Below are 20,154 nucleotides of genomic sequence, written 5' to 3'. Positions count from 1 at the left end.
CGGACCTCGCCGCCCGTCATGCCGTAAGGCAAGTGGGTCGCGAGCAAGCCTTGACGTGCGCTCGGCGGATGCGTACACATTGACCGCGCGGTCATGACCGCGCGGTCAGTCACTGACCTCGTTCGATGGAGAACACGCCATGGGGGACTTCATGACAACAGGGCTGGAGCACGGTGCCGGCTCCTCGGCGCCGCGCAGCGAGGACGTGGCCAGGCTGGCCGGCGTCTCGCGCAAGACGGTCTCCCGGGTCCTCAACAACGAGCCGTATGTCTCCGACAAGTCCCGTCGACGCGTCCTGGCGGCCGCCGAGGAGCTCGGTTACCGGCTGAACCACGCGGCCAGGGCACTGGCCTCCGGCCGTACCCGGTCCATCGGTGTGGTCGCTCTGGGAACAGCCGGGTACGGCACAGCCTCCCTGCTGGTGGGCATCGAACAAGCAGTACGGGACGCCGGTTACGCGCTTCGTGTGGTCAACACCCCGGACGGTGACCCGCAAGGCATCGCCGGCGCGCTGGAGTCACTCCTGGAGCAGGGCGTGGACGGCATCGTCGTCTCCGAACCCGTTGTCGAGGGCGAGGTCCCGCTCGGCGTCGACGTACCGGTGCTTTTCCTCGGTGCCCCACCCGCCTTCACCGCCGCCCGGACGCTGACCGTCGGCGTGGGCGCCCGTCAACTGGCGCGCGTGGCCACGGATCACCTCCTGGACCTGGGGCATCGGACTGTCCATCACCTCGCCGGGCCGCGGCGGTGGTACGCCACCACGGACCGTATCGAGGGATGGCGGGAGGCACTGGCGGCTCGGGACGTACGTGAACCGCCCTTGCTGAACGGCGACTGGTCGGCTGCCTCGGGGTATGCCGCGGGTCGTGCACTGGCCTCGGACAGCTCGGTGACCGCGGTGTTCGCCGCGGGCGACGAGATGGCCATCGGCCTGATCCACGGCCTGCGGGAAGCCGGGTGCCGGGTGCCGGAGGACGTCAGCGTCGTCGGTTTCGACGGAAACCCGGTCTTCGCCTACGTCTCCCCGCCTCTGACCACCGTCCGTCAGCCCTTCGAGGCCGCGTCGAGTGAAGGAATCCGGCTGCTCCTCCACGCCATCGAGAAGCCGGACACCGAACTGCCGCCGGCGAACGACCCACCCGTCGAACTGATCGTCCGCGGTTCCACCGCGCCTCCGCCCTCCCTCTGAACCACCCCGCCCCGGGCGCTCGCGAGCCGCGCCCGGCAGTGTCGCCCGGCTGTCCCGAGGCGACGCGACCAACGAACTCCGCCGCTCCGGGTTGCGCCAAGCCGGCGGACAGCGAAACCACCTTCCCCTGGGAGCCGTAATGTCCCCTGCGCAGACAGGCGCCAGACTCGGCGCCGCTCCGCTTTCCCGTCCCGTCTCCTTCCTGTCCCTGGTCTTCGTCCTGCTCGTCGCGATGATGACCGTGGTCCTGCCCGCCGGCCGGGCGGACGCCCTGGCCCGTCCCTCGCAGACGATGTACACGCCGCCCTCGGACGCGCCCTCGCCGGGGTCGCTCTACCCGCGAGCGCTGCGACTTCAGCACAACGGCTCGGCCAACGGCACGATCCTGTCGACGTTCGAGCAGTACACCTCCGGCACCCCGGTCTTCCCGATCTACCGCAGCACCGACAACGGCAACTCCTGGACGAAGATCTCGGACGTCGCCGACACCCAGAACGGCTGGGGCATGCGTTGGGAGCCCGAGCTGTTCGAACTGCCCACCGCGATGGGCGACTTCCCGGCCGGCACCATCCTGGCCGCCGGAGACTCCGTGCCGAGTGACCGGTCCGCAACCAAGATCGACCTGTACGCCAGCACCGACCGCGGACAGACCTGGAGCTTCGTCACCAACATCGCCACCGGCGGACGGGCGATATCCAGCAACGGCTACACCCCTGTCTGGGAGCCGTTCTTCCTCTACGCCAAGGGCAAGCTGATCGTCTACTACTCGGATCAGCGCGACACCGCGCACGGCCAGAAGATCGTGCACCAGGTGTCCACCGATCTCCGCACCTGGGGGCCGGTCGTGGACGACGTGGCCATGCCGAAGTACGCGGACCGCCCCGGCATGCCGGTGGTCACCCGGCTGCCCAACGGCAACTACGTCATGACCCACGAGTACTGCGGGGCGCCCGAGGGCGGCTGTTCCGTGTACTACCACATCTCCTCGGACCCAGAGGCGTTCCTCTCCGCCCCTGGTCAGGTGCTCAAGGCGACCGACGGCACCATCCCCAGCGGGGCGCCGTACGTCACCTGGCTGCCCACCGGAGGAGCCAACGGCACGCTCGTCGTCAGCGGCGACACCCAGAACGACCTGTTCGTGAACACGGCGAACGGCGCGGCCGACGCCTGGACCCGCATCCGCGCCAACGTCGCCGGCGGCTACAGCCGGGGCTTGCTCCCGTTCCCCGACGGCCACAGCCTGCTGGTGCTGAGCGGAGGGCGTGGACGGAGCACCGGCCTCAACCCGGTCACCTACAGCACGGTCGATCTCGGCGGCGGCATCTCGGACGGCGCCATCTACACCGTGTCCAACGCGGGCAGTTCTCTCAAGCTCACCATCGCGGGCGGCTCCACCGCCAACGGCACGTCCGCCACCCAGCAGAACACGGACAACGCCGCCGACCAGCAGTGGAAGTTCGTCCAGCTGACCTCCGGCTACTTCAAGATCTTCAACGTCGCCACGGGCAAGGTCCTCGGTGTGGAGAACCAGTCCACCGCCGACGGTGCCAAGATCGTGCAGTGGGACGACAACGGCACCCTCGACCACGAGTGGGCCGTCGCCCCGAGCCCGGCCGGCGGCTACACGCTCACCAACCGCGTCACCGGCAAGTACCTCGAGATCCCCGGCGCCTCCACCGCCACCGGCACCACCGCCGGCCAGTGGAGCGGCACCGGATGCGCCTGCCAGCGCTGGAACTTCGTTCAGACGGCCCTGCCGCCGCTGGGCACCGGCCAGTACGTCCTCGTCAACAAGAACAGCGGCAAGTACATCGACATCCCCGCCGCCTCCACCGCCACCGGCACGGCCGTCCAGCAGTACCAGAACTCCGCCTGCTTCTGTCAGCTGTTCACCTTCCGGTCGGCGGCCGGCGGAGCCTGGACCATCAGAAACGTCAACAGCGACCTCAACCTGGACATCAGCGGCGGCTCCACCACCGCGGGAGCCAAGATCGTCCAGAACACGCCCTCCAGCGCGGGCTCACAGCAGTGGACCCTCACGGAGGCGGGCAACGGCTACTACGGGCTCAGGAATGTGGGCAGCAGCCTCAGCCTCGGTGTCGCCCAGTCCTCCACCGGCAACAGCGCGGCCGTCATCCAATGGAACGACCTGAACGTCGACGACCAGCTCTGGCAGATCGTTCGCATCAACTGAGCGGCTGAGCTCGGCGAGCGGCGAGCGGAGCGGGCGCGTACCTGCGCCCGCTCTTCGCTTTTTCTGGGGTCGCACCGCGACCTCAGGGACCGTCCGTCTACGCGGAGCCCGGGCCTGTTCGGGCGAGGCGGACCATGGCGCGGTAGAGCGCGGTGGGCGCCGGGGCTTCGGGTACCTCGGGGATCGGTGCGCCGGGGGCGGCATACGAGCGGATCATGTGCCCGACGAGGCGGCGCCACGCGTCGGGGGCGGAGTCGCCGCCGGCGGCGATGACGCCGGCGTTGGCCATCTGCAGGATGACGAGGTCCTCCGGGACGAAGTCCGCACGGAGGTGTCCGCTGGTGCGGGCGCGGGCGATGAGTTCGAGGAAGCCGTTGTACGACTCGGTGCGGCGGGCCTCCAGCGACCTGGCGGCCGGGAAGGACATGGTCAGCACGTCCGCGAAGCCGCGGTCGGCGGCCTGCATGGCGCAGACGGCGTGGATGTAGCCGGTGAAGCCGTGCCAGGGATCGGGGTCGGCGAGCGCGTCGGCGACGGCGCCGGCGTAGCCGTCCATACGGTCGGCGAAGACCGCGTTGATCAGCTCCTCCCGGGTGGCGAAGCGTCGGCTGAGCGTGGCTTTGCCGACGCCGGCCTCACGGGCGACGGAGGCCATGGACACGCCGAGTCCTTCCGCGGCGTAGAGACGTCGGGCTGCCGCCAGGATGAGCTCGCGGTTGCGCTCGGCGTCCGCGCGCAGTCTCGCCTCGGGCTGCTGGTCCGGGGTCCGGTCGGAAGACGTGGAGGTCATGTCCCCACTCTACCCAAGTGGAACAGGCGGCCCGCTTCTGCTGTTACGCTCGGCACGAGGGGAACCGGGAAGGCCGGTCCACTTACGAGAGGTGCTGTCATGCGTGCTGTGACCGTGGACGCGGTTCCGGCCACCCTGGCCGTGACCGAGGTGGAGACTCCCCGCCCCGAGGCCGGAGAGCTGCTGGTGAAGGTGGCAGCCGCCTCGGTGAACGGCTTCGACCTCGCTGTCGCCGCGGGCTTCGTGCGGGGAATGATGGAGCACCGCTTCCCGCTGGTGCTCGGCAAGGACTTCGCGGGCACCGTCGAGGCGCTCGGTGCGGGTGTGGAGGACTTCGCCGTCGGTGACGGTGTCTTCGGTGTCGTGACGAAGCCGTTCCTGGGCACCGGTTCGCTGGCCGAGTACGTCACCGTCGCCGCCGGATACGGCGTCGCCCCGCTCCCGGCGGGCCTGGCGGTGGCGGACGCGGGCGCGCTGGGCGTGGCCGGGGCGACCGCGGTGGACAGTCTGGACGCCGTGGCCCTGGGCGAGGGTGAGACGGTGCTGATCTCGGGGGCCGGCGGCGGGGTGGGATCGCTGGCCGTGCAACTCGCCGCCGCCCGCGGTGCGAAGGTGATCGCGACCGCTCGCCCCGGCGCGCAGACCGACTTCGTCACCGGCCTGACCGGCACCGACACCGAGGTCCACGTGGTCGACTTCACCGGTGACCTCGAGGCCCAGGTCCGCGCGATCGCACCGGACGGCGTGGACGCGGTGCTGCACCTGGCGGGTGACGGCGCCCAGCTCGCCGGCCTGCTGCGGCAGGGCGGTTGTATCGCCTCACCCGCGGGCCTGACCCCGGACGCCGTCAAGGACGAGGACGTCACCGTCCACCCGATCATGGCCGACCCGAACGCGTCGACCCTGACCGCCTTGGCGGAGCAGGTCGCCTCCGGCTCGCTGCGGGTGCCGGTCACCGCCGTCTACCCCCTGGAGCAGGCCGCGGCGGCGTTCACCGCCTTCACCGGCGCCCCCGGCAAGGTCGTCGTCACCCGCTCCTGAAACCCACATCCGTCACGGAAGAGAGTCCCGTATGCCCACCATCGCCATCATCGGTGCCGGCCCCGGCATGGGCCTGGCCATCGCCCGTTCCTTCGGCAGCCGCGGCTTCGACGTCGCCCTGATCGCCCGTACCAAGGAGAAGCTCCAGACCCTGGTCGACCAGCTCGGCCAGGAGGGCGTCACCGCCGAGGCGTTCCCCGCGGACGTGCTCGACCGGCCGTCCCTGACCGCCGCGCTGGACGCCGTGAAGGCCCGCTTCGGCGCCATCGACGTACTGGAGTACTCACCGGCCGCGCACTCCCCGGTGCCCGGCCACGCCCTGGCCACCCCGTCCGAGTCCACGGTGGACAACCTGCAGCCGCAGATCGAGTACTACCTCTACGGTGCCATCACGGCTGCTCAGGCGGTTCTGCCCGCGATGCGGGAGGCCGGCGCCGGAACCCTGCTGTTCACCACCGGCGGTGGCTCCGTCGATCCCGTCCCCATGCTCGGCAATGTCAACGCGGCCTCGGCAGCTCTGCGCAACTGGGTGATCAACCTGGACAAGGAACTGGCCGGTACCGGCGTTCACGCCGCGCACGTGGCGATCAACGTCTGGATCGGCGGGGGCGGTCCGGAGGGCTTCCCGACGGCCACCTCCGAGGAGATCGCCCCGCTGTACTGGGAGCTGCACGAGAAGCGCGACCGCTCCGAAGCCGTCTTCAACGCCTGACCGGCCAGACCGCTCCCTATCTCTCTCCGCCAAGGAATTTGTACATGAACGTCTTCTTGTGGATAGTCCAGGCCGTGCTGGCCGCAATGTTCGCCATGGCCGGTGTCATGAAGTCGACCCAGCCCAAGGAGAAGCTGGCCGGTCAGCTGCCCTGGACGGCCGACTTCTCGCAGAGCACCGTCCGCTTCATCGGCATCGTGGAGTTCGCCGCCGCCCTCGGTCTGATCCTGCCCGCGGCCACCGACATCGCCCCCGTGCTGACCCCGCTCGCCGCGACCGGTCTGGCCGTGGTGATGGTGCTGGCCGCGATCACGCACGCCCGCCGCAAGGAACCCGGCGCGATCGGCTTCAACGTCGTGCTGCTGATGCTGGCCGCCCTGGTGGCCTGGGGCCGCTTCGGCCCGCACAGCTTCTGACCCCACCGCTGCTACCCCCCACCGCTTCTACCCCCACCGCGAGGAACTGTCTCTCATGCGTGTCACCGTCTTCGGCGCGAGCGGCGCCATCGGCAGCCTCGTCGTCCAGCAACTCGTCGACGACGGCCACCAAGTCACCGCCCTGGTCCGCTCGCCCGCCAAGCTCGCCCTCACCCACTCCCACCTCACGGTCGTCACCGGGCAGCTGTCCGACTGCGATGCCGTCGGGAGGACCGTCAGCGGCGCCGACGCGGTGATCAGCGCGCTCGGCCCGTCCCTGAAACGGTCCACGACCGGCTCGCAGGTGACCGACGGGACCCGCACCATCGTGCAGGTCATGGAGAGGCAGCAGGTCACCCGGTTCATCGGCCTGGCCACGCCCTCGCTGGCCGACCCCCTCGACAAGCCGCACTGGAAGCACAAGGTGCTGCCGGTCATGGCCGGGCTGATGTTCCCCAACGCGCTGGCCGAGCTGAAGGGCATGACCGCGGCCGTCACCGACTCGGCTCTCGACTACACCATCGCCCGCATCACCAACCCGACCGACAAGCCCGCCACCGGACGCATCCGTTCCGGCTTCCTCGGTCACGACGAGGTCGGCTCCGCCATGAGCCGCGCCGACATCGCCGCGTTCCTGGTCTCCCAGCTCACCGATACCCGCTACCGACGGGCCATGCCCGCGATCAGCAACTGAGGCCAGGACCCGGCCATGACCTTCGAACTGGGTGTCTACTCCTTCGGTAATACCCCGCGGCTGCCCGACGGCAGTCGCGGGCCCACCGCCCAGGCCCTTCGTGACGTCCTGGAGGCCATCAAGCTCGCCGACGAGGTGGGGCTGGACTACTTCGGCGTGGGCGAGCACCACATGCGGGCGATGCCGCTGTCCTCGCCCACCTCCGTGGTCAACGCCGCCGCGGCCGCCACCCACCGGATCAAACTCGGCACCGCGGTCACCGTGCTGTCGACCGACGACCCGATCCGGGTGTTCCAGCAACTCGCGACCGCCGCCTCCCTGGCTCCCGGACGCATCGAACTGGTAGCCGGCCGGGGCTCGTCGACGATCACCTTTCCGCTCTTCGACCACGACGAGCACGACTACGACCTGCTGTACGCCTCCAAACTCGATCTGCTGATGGCTGTCAACGCCGGGGAGAACATCACCTGGCACGGCCCCCACCGCAGGCGCCCACTGCGGGATGTCACCGTCTTCCCGCGCCCCGAGGAGCCGCTGAAGATCTGGTTGGGCACCGGCGGCAGTCCGGACTCGGTGCGGCGGGCCGTCGAGCTGGGGCTGCCGATGTTCCTCGGCGTCCTCGGCGGCACCCCCGAGCACTGGGCGCGCTACGGCCACGCCTACCGCGACGCCTGGGCCGTCTCCGGTCATCCAGCCACACGGGCGGACATCGCGGTGGCCGTGCACGGATTCGTCGCCGAGTCCGACGCCCGGGCCCGCTCGACGTACCTGGAGTACGAGCACCGCATGATGGCCGAGGGCATGGCCGAACTGGGCCGCCCCGCCCCCTCGCGCGCCGACCGCGCCGCGCAGTACGGCCCCGACGGCATGGTCTTCGTAGGCGGCCCCGACGAGATCGCCGACCGCATCCTCCATCTGCACGGGCTGCTCGGCCACACCCGCCAGATCCTGCAGATGGACGTCGGCGGCATGCCCCAGCGCGACTTCCTGCGCGGTATCGAACTGCTCGGCACGAAAGTACTGCCACAGCTCCGCGCCGAACTGGCTCAGTCCTGAGCCGAATCCGACATCTCGTACACGAAGGATGGTGGACAAGAACTTCGGCCTGGCCGGGGCGATCACGACCGTACCCATGACGTTTCGGCGGGGCTCGATCAGCCGTCCGCCCCCAGTGAGCAGGGAAGAGCCAGTGAAGATCGTCATCTTCGGGGCGAACGGACCAACCGGACGGCAGGCCGTCCGTCAGGCGCTCGCCGACGGGCACACGGTCACCGCCGTCACCCGCCGACCCGACTCCTTCCCGCTGGACGGTCCGCGTCTGCGGGTGACCGGAGCGGATGTGCTGGACCCCGACGCGGTCCGACGCGCCGTGGCCGGACAGGACGCGGTGATCTCCACGCTCGGCGCCCCTGACGGCCGTAGCCCCGTCACGGTGTATTCCGACGGCCTCACGCACATCACGCGGGCCATGACCGAACACGGGGTCCGGCGCCTGGTCTGCGTGACCTCGGTCGTGCTCTTCGGAGAAGAGGCACCCGGCGAAGGTCTCCTCTACAGGAAGGTGCTCGAGCCGTTGAGCATCCGCTTCTTCGGCCGCTTCGGGGTGTACGACGACATGCGGCGCATGGAGGAGATCGTGAGCAGGAGCGATCGCCAGTGGACGATCATCCGCCCCGGCGGTCTCTTCGACACGGACACCGTCAGCGACTACCAGGTCTCCACGGCCCGGCTGCCCGGCCGCTTCACCTCCCGTGCCGATCTCGGAAACGCGCTGCTGCGCCAGGCGGTCGACGACAGCCACGTAGGCGGCTTCCTCGACGTACGCACCACGGAAGGCGTTCCTGGCCTCCTCGACGTCATCCGGAACGAAGCGTTCGGCGGCAGGAAGTGAATCCGGCGCCCTCCATCCGGGATCGCCGCGTGTGCAGAAAAGACCCCACACCCATCGAACAGAACGAGGAACCATGCCCAAGGCATACGTCTTCACCGAGTACGGCGGCCCCGAGCGGCAGGCCTTCGTCGACCTGCCCAAACCCGTTCCCGGACCGGGCCGACTCCTGGTCGCGGTGCACGCGGCCGGCGTGAACCCGGTCGACTGGAAGGTGCGCGCGGGCTACCTGCGCGACGTCCTCCCCCTTCCCCTGCCCGCAGTTCTGGGCTCGGAGGTCTCGGGCGTCGTCGAGGAGATCGGCGACGGGATCGAGGGCTTCACCGTCGGCGACGAGGTCTTCGGCGCCCTGCCGCTGGCAGGCGGGTACGCCGAATACGCGCTGCTCCCGGCCAAGTCCGCGGCACACAAGCCGGCCGCCGTGTCGTTCACGGACGCCGCGACCCTGTCGGTGTCGGCGGCCACCGCCCGCGAGGGCATAGGCCTGCTGAACCTCAAGCCCGGCGCCACCGTGCTGGTGAACGGAGCCGGGGGAGGCATCGGAGCCACCGCGGTGCAGCTCGCCCGCGCCGAGGGTGCCACCGTGATCGGCACCGCCGGCGAGGGGAAGGCGGAGTTCGTCTCCTCCCTCGGGGCTACGCACGTCACTTACGGAGACGGAGTGGCCGAGCGCATCGCCGCCCTCGCCCCGAACGGCGTGGACGCCCTCCTCGACCTGGTCGGCGGCGACTCCCTGTACGCCGTCGCCCCTCTCGTCGCGGACAAGTCCAGGATCGTCACCGCTGTGGATCCGACGGCGGCGGCCGAACTCGGCGCCGGCTACTTCCAGGTGGAGCAGACCGGGCAGACGCTCGCCCCGCTGGCCGACCTAGTCGCCTCCGGCGCGCTCGACCCCCGCGTCACACAGATCGTGCCCTTCGCCGAGGCGGCGACGGCTCTCGCCGCGGTCGAAACCGGTCACGCCCAGGGCAAGACGGTCCTGGAAATACGGTGACGCACCCGGACACGACGGACGGACGTCGCGTCACTGACGGCCGACAGCCCGAATGGGCCGTGCAGCCCTGCGGTCCGCTGTCCCCCCCCCCACGCACACAAGGAAGGACCCTGATGAACAAGTTAGAGAACGCCAGGCTTCACGTCGTCTTCGACGACGTCCAGTCGACCGTGACGGACCTGATCCTCAAGCATGGTGTGACCCGGGAGGAGTTCCAGCAGGTCATCGGGATGATCAAGGACCTCGCCGATGCCGACGAGCTGTCGCTCGCGCTCTTCCACTTCTTCGTGTACGGCGTGATCGTGACCGACGCCGGTGGCGCGTACGCCAATCCGGAGAGGGACGGCGTGACGCCGTGGCTGCCCGCAGGGCCTGCTTATGTGCCTGGCGCACCGGTCCTGGAGCGCCCTTACGAGTTGCCGAGGCGCCCCGACGAGCCCGGCGAGGTGCTCTTCGTCTCCGGGCAGGTGCGTTCCGCGAGCGGCGAGCCGATCCCGGGCGCCGAACTCGACCTCTGGATGGCCAACAACGCCGGCGACTACTCGAGCATGACCCCGGAGATGCTCCTGCCGCTGGTGCTGGAGCTCGACGAGAGCCTGCCCCCGTTCAACCTGCGTGGCAAGATCCTCACGGATGACGAGGGACGCTTCGAGTACCGGACGGTCATGCCCGGCGTCGAGACCCTCGGTCTGCCCGAGGGCGGACCGCTGCAGAGGTTCGCCCGGAAGCTGGAGCGGGTCGACGTCCGCCCCCTGCACATCCACACGATCGTCAGCGCCGCCGGATTCCACACGCTGACCACGCAGTCCCACTTCTCCGGCGACCCGAATGTCGACCACACTCTGGAACCCCGGTCGACGCCCGGGGCCACCGTCTTCCGGGCCGAGCTGCATGACGATCCGAAAGACTTCAAGACCCGCGGCCTGGACGCGCCTTACTACACGATGACCAACGACTACGTGTTGCGTCCCGCCCCGGTGTCGTCCACCGCGTGAACATTCCGCACCCGGAGTGGGCTGCGGCGGAGCGGAGGCCTTCGCGACACTCGCTCTCCGCCGCAGCCCATGGGGGCCGGACGCCGCGACGTCCCGCCACGCCACGAGGCACAGCACGTCTCCGTGCCGCGAGGAGTGAGGGGAAAGGATCACGGCGAGCCCGTGAACCAAAGGCGCGACCTCGCTGCTCGCGCCACCCGCGGCTGCGGGAGAGCAGCGCGCCCGGTCAGCCGGGTCGGCACCGAATCACCGGCGGATCCGGCGTCCGCCGTCAGGAGTTGAGACATGCTCCATGCGGCATCCCCTTCGAGCGCCCCGCCTGTCCGTCGCACACTGACGGTCCTGGGCCTGGCGGCGTTGTCCTTCGCGCTGGCGCAGACATCCATCGCGCCCGCGCTGCCCGACATGGCTTCCGCTCTGCACAGCAGCACTCAGGATGTGACCTGGGCCTTCACCGGCTACCTGGTGTCGGCCGCCGTACTGACGCCGGTGATGGGCCGGTTGGGCGACATGTTCGGCAAGCGGCGGCTGCTCGTCGTCACCCTGCTGCTGTTCTCGCTGGGCGGGGCCATGGCCGCGCTGGCGGACGGTCTGGGACTGGTGATCGCCGGGCGGGTGGTGATGGGCGCGGGCGGGGGCATCCTCCCGCTGTGCTTCGGCATCAGCCGCGACATGCTGCCCGACGAGAGGGGACGAGCCGGCGCCCTGGGCCTCCTGTCGGCCATCGCCGGGGTCGGTGGGGGTCTGGGTCTTCTGCTGGGCGGCGTACTCGCCGATCACACCTCGTACCGCTGGATCTTCTGGACCGGCACTCTGCTGGCGCTGGGTTCGGCCGTCGCCGCGCACACACTGCTTCCCCCGTCGGTGGAGCGCACCGCAGGCCCGGTCGACCTCCCGGGCACCGTGCTGTTGGCCGTCGGCATCGCGGCCCCTCTGATCGGTATCAGCCGGGCCACGGAGTGGGGCTGGAGCAGCGGCCGGACCCTCGGCCTGGTCGCCTTCGGTCTGGCCGTCCTCGTCGTCTTCGTGCTGGTGGAGCGCCGTACGTCGGACCCGTTGATCGACATGGGTGTTCTCGGACGGCCGGCGGTGGTCATGACCAACCTGGCCAGCCTGCTGATCGGCTTCGGTCAGTTCGGGGTGTTCGTGTTGGTGCCCCAGTTGGTCCAGGCCCCCACCGCATCCGGATACGGCTTCGGCGGCGACGCGACCCTGGCCGGACTGCTCATGCTCCCCGGCTCGCTGACCATGCTGGCCGCCGGCCCGCTCTCCGGTTTCCTCGGTGCCCGTTTCGGCGGCAGGACCCCTCTCGCCCTGGGGAGCCTGATCACCGGCACCGGCCTGCTGGCGCTCGCCCTCCAGCACGACACCCGGTACGCCGTGCTGGGTTTCACCACCCTCACCTTCACCGGCATCGGCATGTCGTTCGCCGCAATGGCGAACCTGATCGTCGACGCGGTCGAGCCCACGAGGACCGGCGAGGCCACCGGCGTCAACGTCCTGGTGCGGGCGGTCGGAGCCTCACTCGGCACCCAGATCATCGCAGCCGTACTCGCCGACAGCGCCAGTGCCACCGACCCGCAGCCCACCGGCCACGCCTACGCCCTGTCCTTCGCCGTGTCCGCCGTCGCCACACTGATCGCCTCTGCCGTGGCCCTCCTCATACCGCGGGCCCGTCACCGCCACCCAATGCCGGACCCTCAGAAGGAGCCGCACCCGGAACACCCAGCCCGGAATGCACCCCCAGCCCCCTGTACCGGGAGGGGATCGGGGCCCCGGGCCCCGGGCCCCTGCCCCACCCGGCTGAGCGTCCCGCGCAGTCCTGGGCGGCAGCACGGGCCCGGTGGCACTCCGATGCGATGCCGGCGAGTCGTGCTCCGCGACGCTGCAGCGGCTCCCCAACACGCCTTCCTGATACGCGACTCTCACCTCATCCCTCATGCCACATCCCTTATCCCACATCCCTCATGCCACATCCCTCATGCCACATCCCTCATGCCACATTTCTCAACCGGAGAACCGATGCCCACTACTGAACGGGTCGACCTCACTACCCTCGGCACTTCTCTCGGCGGCTCTCTTCGACTGCACGGCCATCTCGCCCGGCCCGAGGGCGAGGGCCCCTGGCCCGGGGTCGTGGTTGTCCACGAGGCCCTGGGCGCTGACGAGGTGATGCTGCGACAGACCGAACGGCTCGCGCAGGCCGGCTACCTGACGCTGATGCCGGACCTGTTCGCCGACGGCGGCGCCCGCCGCTGCCTGGTACCGACGATGCGGGCGGCCACGTCGGGCCGCGGTCGCGCCTGGGCCGACCTGGAAGCCGCCCGGCAGACGCTGGCCGGGCACCCCGACTGCACCGGACGGGTCGGTGTCATCGGGTTCTGCATGGGCGGTAGCTTCGCGCTGATCGCCGCGGGACGGGGCACGTTCGACGCCGCCTCCGTCAACTACGGCCTCCTGCCCAAGGACCCCGAACGTGCCCTCGCCGAATCCTGCCCGGTGGTGGCCAGTTACGGCGGCCGCGACCGCATGCTCAAAGGGGCTGCGGCCAAGCTGGAAGCGGCCCTGACAGCAGCCGGCGTACCGCACGACGTGAAGGAGTACCCGGCCGCCGGGCACTCCTTCCAACGACGCCGACAACGCACCGCGCCCGCTGCGCCCTCTGACCCGCATCGCGGGGATCGGACCCGAGCCGCAGTCCGCCGCCGACGCCTGGCGCCGCATCGAGACGTTCTTCGGCGAGCATCTGGCGGACTCGTGACAACGGGCCACCGACGCTGGGGCGCTCCGTCGTCGTGCAGGCCCCAAGGCATTGGCGTACACGTCGGGGCCAGTGCTCATCCGACGGGATGGCCGACCGCCTTGGGGGAGGGGCCGTACCGGTTGGCGGTCGGGGCGCTGTCCACCGTCATCCCCACGAGATAGATGATCGGGCCGGCTATGGGGATCAGAGCGACGAACATCCGTCGGCCCGACCTGCCGGTGTCGTGCAGGCGGCGGAAGGAAACGCTCAGCATGGGCACGATGAACGGCAGCAGGAGGACGCCCAGTAGCGGGACCTCGGTCGCGAAACTGATGCCGAGGACGGCGCCGGTGGCCCCCAGACGCTGCGCCTGTTCCCGCTCGTCCTGAACCTGCTGGCGGAAACGGCCCTCGGCGAGCACTCGGCGGGTCTCCTCGCGCTCCAGGCCGATCTCGTCGGCCAGGTCGAGCAGCTCGTCGAGGCCGAAGACGGGTCGGGCCGCGCCGAAGTAGGCCCGGAAGATCGTGTCCCACGCGAGGCGGTTCTTGCCCCTGGCCGTGGCGTGGGCGAGGAATTCGTGGGCGAGCCGGGTGTTGCCGACCTGGTTCTCCAGCACCCGGTAGGGGCTCAGGCCTTCCTCCTCGGCCATCGCCTCGACCTGGCGGGTCGTCGCCTCCAGTTGGGCGCCGGCCAGGCCGTAGCGGCGCAGCGTGGCCTCACGCACGCTGATGACGTCGCCGACCGGGAACCCGTCACTGAGCGGGAACGAGCGGTGAATCACCTCCACCTCGTCGCCGTGCCCGAAGCGCTCCACGGCGCGGTCCAGGCGGTGGCTGCCCAGCCCGCACCACGGGCAGGTGATCTCGGACCAAATGTCGACTCTCAACACGGATCTCCAATTCTTACTGTTTGTGCGTAGCGCCATGATGGACCAGTATGGAAGGCCGTACAAAAGGCACATCGATGTGTGTGCCGGAGGGGAATGTGCGCCATGGACACCGCAGACCGACCTGATGTCGCCGACGGGCGGGGGCCGTGTGCCGGCATCCCCGCCGAGCAGATGCGCTTCGTCCGCCAGATCCTGGACCGGGTCGGCGACAAGTGGAGCATGCTGGTGATCTCCGTACTGGAGGGCGGCCCGCTGCGCTACACCGACCTGCAGAGAGAGGTCCCCGGCATCTCCCAGCGGATGCTCACGCTGACCGTGCGCCAACTCCAGCAGGACGGCCTGGTGACCCGGACCGCCTACGCGGAGGTGCCGCCGCGGGTGGAGTACGACCTCACGCCCTTGGGCCGCAGCCTCCATCACGTCGTCACGTCCCTGATCACCTGGGTCGCGGATCACCACGGCCAGATCCGCGAGCACCGGGACCAGGCCGTCACGACGTCCTGATGCCAGGCGCCTCGTACGCCGAGACCGCGGCGCAGTGCCGTGAGCGTGTCGGTGAGTACGCGTTCACCCGTCGCGGAGTCGGGATGATGTCTCCGTGCAGGACGCCGGGGTAGAGGGCGAGTTCGGTGGGGACGTCGGCATGGGTGAGGCGTCGGGCGGGGTCGATCCCTCGCGGCATGGGCGGGTGCGGCACAGGGGGACACTTCGGCACCGCCCCGGCCCGGCGGCCTTCGCCGAGGTAGCAGTCCCAACTCACCTGACTGGCACGGCTGTTCCACAGCGGGACGTCGTCGGGGACGGTGGTCAGGGTCGGCGGCTGTCGAGGATCGCGCCGCCGCAGTGGGACGCCGCGGCGGCGCGATCCGGCTCTACGGAAGCGGGACCAGCCCGGCGTGCGCTCAGAGGCTGAAGACGAGTTCGGCTCGGTCGCGCTTGGTCGTGTGCAGGTCCCAGTAGACGGGGGAGATCTCCTCGGGCTGGGCCGTCGGGAAGCCGGGCACGGCCGGGGTGCCGATCGAGACGTCGATGCCGACGTGGGCGGCCTGGATCCCGGTGCCGTCCAGTTCCTTGTGCAGGTTGATCGCCCAGTTGCGCAGCGCCGCCGCGGCGGCGTTGACGTTGCCGACCTGCGGCACCGGGTCGATGGAGCCGGCGCCGGTGGTGTAGAGCAGGGTGCCCGCCCCGGCCTCACGCATCGCGGGTAGCACTGCCCGCGTGGCGGTGATGGCGCCGTAGAGCTGGAACTCGATCTGGAGCTGGACGTCTGCCGGTGTGGTCTCCGTGGGGGTGGTCAACGTGGTGGTGCCGAACGTCCCCACCGGGGAGTACTCCAGGACGTCGATGCCGCCGAACTTCTCGCCCGCGTCCTTGAGCGCCTGACCGAGGGCGTCACGGTCGAGGACATCCGCGGGGAACGCGGCGGCGGTGATGCCCTCCGCGGTCAGTTTGCCCACGAGGGTGTCGAGCTTCTCCCGGTTGCGGGAGATCAGGGCGACATCGAGGCCATGAGAGCCGAAGGTGCGGGCTATGGCCAGGCCGAGCTGAGGGCCGGCCCCGATGATGGCGATGCTGGTCACGGCGATCCTTTCCAAAAGACAGACAGACAGACAGACGGGCGGGCAGACAGACGAACGAAGTGGGAACACCCGGAAGGGGAAAGGGTTATCCGGTTCGCGATCCGGATAGGTCGTTCCGGTTCCTTGTGGTCAACCGTACCAGCAAAATTGGATAGGGCAATCCGGTTGCTACACTCCTGCATATGACCCCTGGTGACCAGCACTCCGACGCCCCCACCGGGCAGTCCTTGCGCAGTGACGCCGAACGCAATCGGGAGCGGATCATCGCCGCGGCGCGCACGGTCTTCGCGCGGGACGGACTGAACGCCTCCATGGCGTCCGTGGCCCGCGAGGCAGGGGTGGGGATCGCCACCATGTTCCGACGCTTCCCCACCAAGGCGGAGCTGGTCGACGCCGTTTTCATCGACCGCATGGGTGCCTATGCCGACGCGGTCACCGCCGCGCTCGACGACCCCGATCCCTGGCATGGCTTCGTCGGCTATGTCGAGTCCGCCTGCGCGATGCAAGCCGCCGACTACGGCTTTGCCGACGTACTGACCACGACATTTCCCGCCGCCAAGGCCCTGGAGCGCCGCCGCAACGAGGCCTATGAGGGCATGGTCGAACTCATCGGCCGCGCCAAGGCCACCGGCCGCCTGCGCGAGGACTTCGACCCCTCGGACCTGGTGCTGGTCCACATGGCAAACGCCGGTGTCGTCAACGTAACCGGTGGCGCTGCCCCCGACGCCTGGCGGCGCGTCGTCGCCCTGCTCATCCAGTCCTTCGAGGCCCCGGCCCGCGGCCCTCTGCCCGCCTCACCCGAACACGGCGCCCTCTACCAGGCCATGCTCCGGGCCGGCACGGCGAGCAACGCGGCGCCGGACCCCGGCCCGTGACCGACGGGAAGACGCCGGTCGGCGCAGTGGCCTGACGCGTTTGTCGCCAAGCCGTTGATGAGGGAGGCAGGGGGTCGCTTTTTCCCGGAGGCGGCCACTGTCCGGTCGGTGATCGACGCCGCCGCCGCGCGCGTGTTCCGTCGAAGGTGTGACTTCCTCGGCGCCGTCCCGCTCGGAACAGCCGCGCCCCGGAAACCACGATCGCGAAGACCGCGGGCGGCGATGCAGCTCACCGGCCCTCTCCGGTAGCGTGCGCTTCGCGCCTCAGACGCTTCGCCCTGGCCGCTTCCCACAGCGGTACGACGCGCGCGGTCTTCTGTCTCCGGATCAGTCAGGGGCGGCCCCGATCGGGGGCGCGCGGACTGTCTTCCTCATTGATCAACATAAGTAGTGCCGGTCGTTCCATTTATTTCTCGCGCTGGACCTGATGCGCGTCACTTCGCGGGGATGTGCTGTGCCGGTACTGATAGGCGCGTCCTATACGGGGCATCGATTTTTGGTCGTGGACCCCCTGCCCCGCCGCCCGGTTCACTGTGGCCCAAGCTGGCGCGTGCCGATCGGGCTCGGTGTCGCGCGATCAGGGAGGCTGCAATGACGCAAACCCCAAGCAACGAGCGAGCCGCACAGGCCACCCGCATCGCGGCGAAGCCGTGGTACCGGCAGTTGTACGTCCAGGTTCTGGTGGCGATCGTGATCGGCATCGTGCTGGGCTGGCGGTGGCCGGATCTCGCCACCGCCATGGAGCCGCTCGGCACGACGTTCATCACCGCGATGAAGATGCTGATCGGCCCGATCGTGTTCCTGACCATCATCGGAGGCATAGCGAGTGTCGCCGACCTGAAGAGGGTCGGGCTCACCGGCATCAAGGCGCTGACGTACTTCCAGGTCGGCACGATCATCGCCATGGCGGCGGGCCTGGTGGCGATCAACATCTTCCGGCTCGGTGACGGCGTACACGCCGATCCGTCGACCCTGGACACCTCCGGCGACGCGGGCGCGTACATCGAGAAGGGCGAGCACCAGCAGTGGTGGGAGTTCCTCACCCACATCGTGCCGAACAGTTTCTTCGGCCCCTTCGTCGAGGGCGACATCCTCCAGGTGATCTTCCTGGCGGTGATCTTCGGCGTCGCGCTGAAGGCGGTGGGGAAGGCGGGCGAGCCGGTCATAGCGGGCGTGCACCGGCTGACCGAGGTCGTCTTCAAGGTGCTGTCGTACATCATGAAGGTCGCGCCGCTGGGCGCCTTCGGCGCGATGGCGTACGCGATCGGGAAGTTCGGCCTGTCCACGCTGACCAGCCTGGGTTCCTTGATCCTGCTCTTCTACGTCACCTCCGCCCTGTTCGTCGTGGTGGTGCTCGGCGGTGTGCTGGCGGCCTACGTGAAGCTGAACATCTTCCAGTTGTTCCGCTACTTCAAGGAGGAGTACTTCCTGATCCTGGGCACGTCCACCGCCGAGCCCGCGCTGCCCGGGCTGATGCGCAAGCTCCAGCACATGGGGGTCGAGAGGTCCACGGTCGGCCTGGTCGTGCCCACCGGCTACAGCTTCAATCTCGACGGCGCCGCGATCTACCTCTCCCTGGCCACGCTGTACATCGCCCAGGCGACCGACACCCCGCTGTCCGCCACCCAGCAACTCGGGCTGCTCGCCGTTATGTTGCTCACGTCCAAGGGTGCCGCTGGTGTCGCGGGCGGCGGTTTCATCGCGCTCACCGCGACCCTGTCCACGGTCGGTACCGTGCCCGCCGCCGGCATCATGCTCGTCTTCGGCATCGACAAGTTCATGTCCGAGTGCCGGGCCATGGTGAACTTCTCCGGCAACGCCGTCGCCACCCTCTTCATCGCCCGGTGGGAGAACACCCTGGACCTGGCGCGAGCACGCGAGGTGCTGGCGGGCAGGGTTCCGGAACCGCCGGTGACCGCCGAGCCGACGGCGGACACCGGAGCGGGAACGGCCAAGGGCAGGCCGGTGGCGGCTCCCACCGCCGAGGTGGCGTCCTGATGATGTCCGTCCTGGTCGCGCCGGACAAGTTCAAGGGCTCCCTCACCGCCGACGGTGTGGCCCGCGCGCTGGAGCACGGGCTGCGGGAGGCCGCCCCGCACGCGCGGATCCACCGGCTCGCGCTGGCGGACGGCGGCGAGGGCAGCGTGGCCGCCGCCTGCGCGGGCCGGTTCCGTCCCGAGGAGATCACGGTGACCGGGCCGACCGGGCAGCCCGTCGCGGCCGCGGTCGCCGTGCACGGCCGTACCGTCCTCATCGAGGCGGCGGCCGTCTGCGGACTCGGCGTCCTGCCGGGCGGCCGCAAGGAACCGCTCACGGCCACCAGCCTGGGCATCGGCCAGGCCGTCCGTTACGCGCTGGCGGGCGGGGCGGACACCATCGTCCTCGCCCTCGGCGGTGTCGCCACGACCGACGGCGGCGCCGGCCTGCTGCAGTCCCTCGGCGCGGTACTGGCCCGCGAGGACGGTACGCCGATCGACCCGGGCGGCGCGGGGCTCGCCGACCTCCGTACGGCCGACCTCGCCGAGGCCCGCGCCGCGCTCGCCGGGATCGACCTCGTCCTGGCCACCGACGTGGACAACCCGCTGCTGGGGCCGACAGGCACGGCCGCCGTCTACGGTCCCCAGAAGGGGGCGACCGAGCACGACGTACCGGAACTCGACGCCGCCCTCGCCCATTTCGTACGACGACTCGCGGCGGCCGGCACCCCGGACGCGGGCCTCCTCGCCGCGGCCCCGGGGGCCGGGGCGGCCGGGGGGCTCGGATACGCCGGACTGCTGCTGGGCGGGCGGATGTGCTCCGGCGCCGACTACTTCCTCACCCTGCTGGGCGCCGACGAGTTGCTCGCGGGCGCCGACTTCGTGGTGACCGGCGAGGGGAGCCTCGACGAGCAGTCCCTGTCCGGCAAGCTGCCGGTCGCCCTCGCGAGGCGGGCCCGGCGGCAGAACGTCGAGGTGCACGCCGTCGCCGGCCGCTGCACCCTGCCACCCGAACGGACCGCCGCCCACTTCCGCTCCGTACAGGCGCTGACCGACCTGACCGAGGAGGACTGCGCGCGCGACAGCGCCCTGTCCGCCCGGCTGCTCACGCGGTGCGCACGGACCCTCGCCGACCGCTGGATCGGACGCGGAGGAACGGAAACCGGCAGGTAGGCTCG

At 70.1% G+C, this 20,154-nt stretch carries 18 protein-coding genes; 15 read left to right on the top strand and 3 right to left on the bottom strand.

Annotation, left to right across the window (positions count from 1 at the left end):
• Positions 1–139: 139 nt before the first annotated feature.
• Positions 140–1,189 (top strand): LacI family DNA-binding transcriptional regulator, encoded by a 1,050-nt coding sequence (locus ACZ7MG_RS42015; protein ID WP_471395797.1) that lies wholly within the window; start codon positions 140–142, stop codon positions 1,187–1,189.
• A 139-nt stretch (positions 1,190–1,328) separates the two neighbouring features.
• Positions 1,329–3,383 (top strand): RICIN domain-containing protein, encoded by a 2,055-nt coding sequence (locus ACZ7MG_RS42010; protein ID WP_471395796.1) that lies wholly within the window; start codon positions 1,329–1,331, stop codon positions 3,381–3,383.
• Positions 3,384–3,480: 97 nt separating this feature from the next.
• Here the strand turns inward: ACZ7MG_RS42010 and ACZ7MG_RS42005 are convergent, their stop codons facing one another.
• A complete protein-coding gene (locus ACZ7MG_RS42005; protein WP_471395795.1) occupies positions 3,481–4,173 on the bottom strand; it encodes a TetR/AcrR family transcriptional regulator in 693 nt (230 codons plus the stop codon).
• Positions 4,174–4,272: 99 nt separating this feature from the next.
• Between ACZ7MG_RS42005 and ACZ7MG_RS42000 the strand changes: the two genes are divergently transcribed.
• From ACZ7MG_RS42000 to ACZ7MG_RS41960, 9 genes are all read left to right on the top strand, one after another.
• A complete protein-coding gene (locus ACZ7MG_RS42000; RefSeq protein WP_471395794.1) occupies positions 4,273–5,214 on the top strand; it encodes an NADP-dependent oxidoreductase in 942 nt (313 codons plus the stop codon).
• 31 nt (positions 5,215–5,245) lie between these two features.
• Positions 5,246–5,926 (top strand): SDR family NAD(P)-dependent oxidoreductase, encoded by a 681-nt coding sequence (locus ACZ7MG_RS41995; RefSeq protein ID WP_471395793.1) that lies wholly within the window; start codon positions 5,246–5,248, stop codon positions 5,924–5,926.
• Between the two features lie 44 nt (positions 5,927–5,970).
• Positions 5,971–6,342, top strand: coding sequence for a DoxX family protein (locus tag ACZ7MG_RS41990; protein WP_471395792.1), 372 nt, complete (start codon positions 5,971–5,973; stop codon positions 6,340–6,342).
• Positions 6,343–6,397: 55 nt separating this feature from the next.
• Positions 6,398–7,036: an NAD(P)-dependent oxidoreductase gene (locus ACZ7MG_RS41985; protein ID WP_471395791.1), complete on the top strand. Its 639-nt coding sequence runs from the start codon at positions 6,398–6,400 to the stop codon at positions 7,034–7,036.
• 15 nt (positions 7,037–7,051) lie between these two features.
• Positions 7,052–8,092, top strand: coding sequence for an LLM class flavin-dependent oxidoreductase (locus ACZ7MG_RS41980; protein WP_471395790.1), 1,041 nt, complete (start codon positions 7,052–7,054; stop codon positions 8,090–8,092).
• A 133-nt stretch (positions 8,093–8,225) separates the two neighbouring features.
• The gene (locus ACZ7MG_RS41975; protein ID WP_471395789.1) at positions 8,226–8,927 is read left to right on the top strand and encodes an NAD(P)-dependent oxidoreductase; all 702 of its coding nucleotides are present in this window, start codon (positions 8,226–8,228) and stop codon (positions 8,925–8,927) included.
• Positions 8,928–9,000: 73 nt separating this feature from the next.
• Entirely contained in the window at positions 9,001–9,918 is a 918-nt protein-coding gene (locus ACZ7MG_RS41970; RefSeq protein ID WP_471395788.1) for an NADP-dependent oxidoreductase, read from the top strand.
• A gap of 113 nt (positions 9,919–10,031) precedes the next feature.
• Positions 10,032–10,913 (top strand): dioxygenase family protein, encoded by an 882-nt coding sequence (locus tag ACZ7MG_RS41965; RefSeq protein ID WP_471395787.1) that lies wholly within the window; start codon positions 10,032–10,034, stop codon positions 10,911–10,913.
• Between the two features lie 285 nt (positions 10,914–11,198).
• Positions 11,199–13,838, top strand: coding sequence for an MFS transporter (locus ACZ7MG_RS41960; RefSeq protein WP_471395786.1), 2,640 nt, complete (start codon positions 11,199–11,201; stop codon positions 13,836–13,838).
• Here the strand turns inward: ACZ7MG_RS41960 and ACZ7MG_RS41955 are convergent.
• Positions 13,751–14,542 (bottom strand): DsbA family protein, encoded by a 792-nt coding sequence (locus ACZ7MG_RS41955; RefSeq protein WP_471395785.1) that lies wholly within the window; start codon positions 14,540–14,542, stop codon positions 13,751–13,753. The two genes, ACZ7MG_RS41960 and ACZ7MG_RS41955, sit on opposite strands and share 88 nt — an antisense overlap.
• A gap of 105 nt (positions 14,543–14,647) precedes the next feature.
• Between ACZ7MG_RS41955 and ACZ7MG_RS41950 the strand changes: the two genes are divergently transcribed.
• The gene (locus ACZ7MG_RS41950) at positions 14,648–15,049 is read left to right on the top strand and encodes a winged helix-turn-helix transcriptional regulator (RefSeq protein WP_471395784.1); all 402 of its coding nucleotides are present in this window, start codon (positions 14,648–14,650) and stop codon (positions 15,047–15,049) included.
• A gap of 398 nt (positions 15,050–15,447) precedes the next feature.
• Here the strand turns inward: ACZ7MG_RS41950 and ACZ7MG_RS41945 are convergent, their stop codons facing one another.
• Positions 15,448–16,125: an SDR family NAD(P)-dependent oxidoreductase gene (locus ACZ7MG_RS41945; RefSeq protein ID WP_471395783.1), complete on the bottom strand. Its 678-nt coding sequence runs from the start codon at positions 16,123–16,125 to the stop codon at positions 15,448–15,450.
• A gap of 182 nt (positions 16,126–16,307) precedes the next feature.
• On the opposite strand from ACZ7MG_RS41945, the gene ACZ7MG_RS41940 reads away from it, so the two are divergent.
• The 3 genes from ACZ7MG_RS41940 (at position 16,308) to ACZ7MG_RS41930 (ending at position 20,149) form a co-directional block, all read left to right on the top strand.
• The gene (locus ACZ7MG_RS41940; protein WP_471395782.1) at positions 16,308–17,000 is read left to right on the top strand and encodes a TetR/AcrR family transcriptional regulator; all 693 of its coding nucleotides are present in this window, start codon (positions 16,308–16,310) and stop codon (positions 16,998–17,000) included.
• Positions 17,001–17,591: 591 nt separating this feature from the next.
• Positions 17,592–18,998, top strand: coding sequence for a C4-dicarboxylate transporter DctA (dctA, locus tag ACZ7MG_RS41935; protein ID WP_471395781.1), 1,407 nt, complete (start codon positions 17,592–17,594; stop codon positions 18,996–18,998).
• Positions 18,998–20,149, top strand: coding sequence for a glycerate kinase (locus ACZ7MG_RS41930; RefSeq protein ID WP_471395780.1), 1,152 nt, complete (start codon positions 18,998–19,000; stop codon positions 20,147–20,149). The genes dctA and ACZ7MG_RS41930 overlap by 1 nt, the downstream gene beginning before the upstream one ends.
• Positions 20,150–20,154 lie beyond the last annotated feature (5 nt).

It is taken from the genome of Streptomyces sp. NPDC107538, assembly GCF_055657445.1.
The sequence above is the reverse complement of the archived record's forward strand: the minus strand, read 5'-3'. Positions and strand labels throughout refer to the sequence as shown.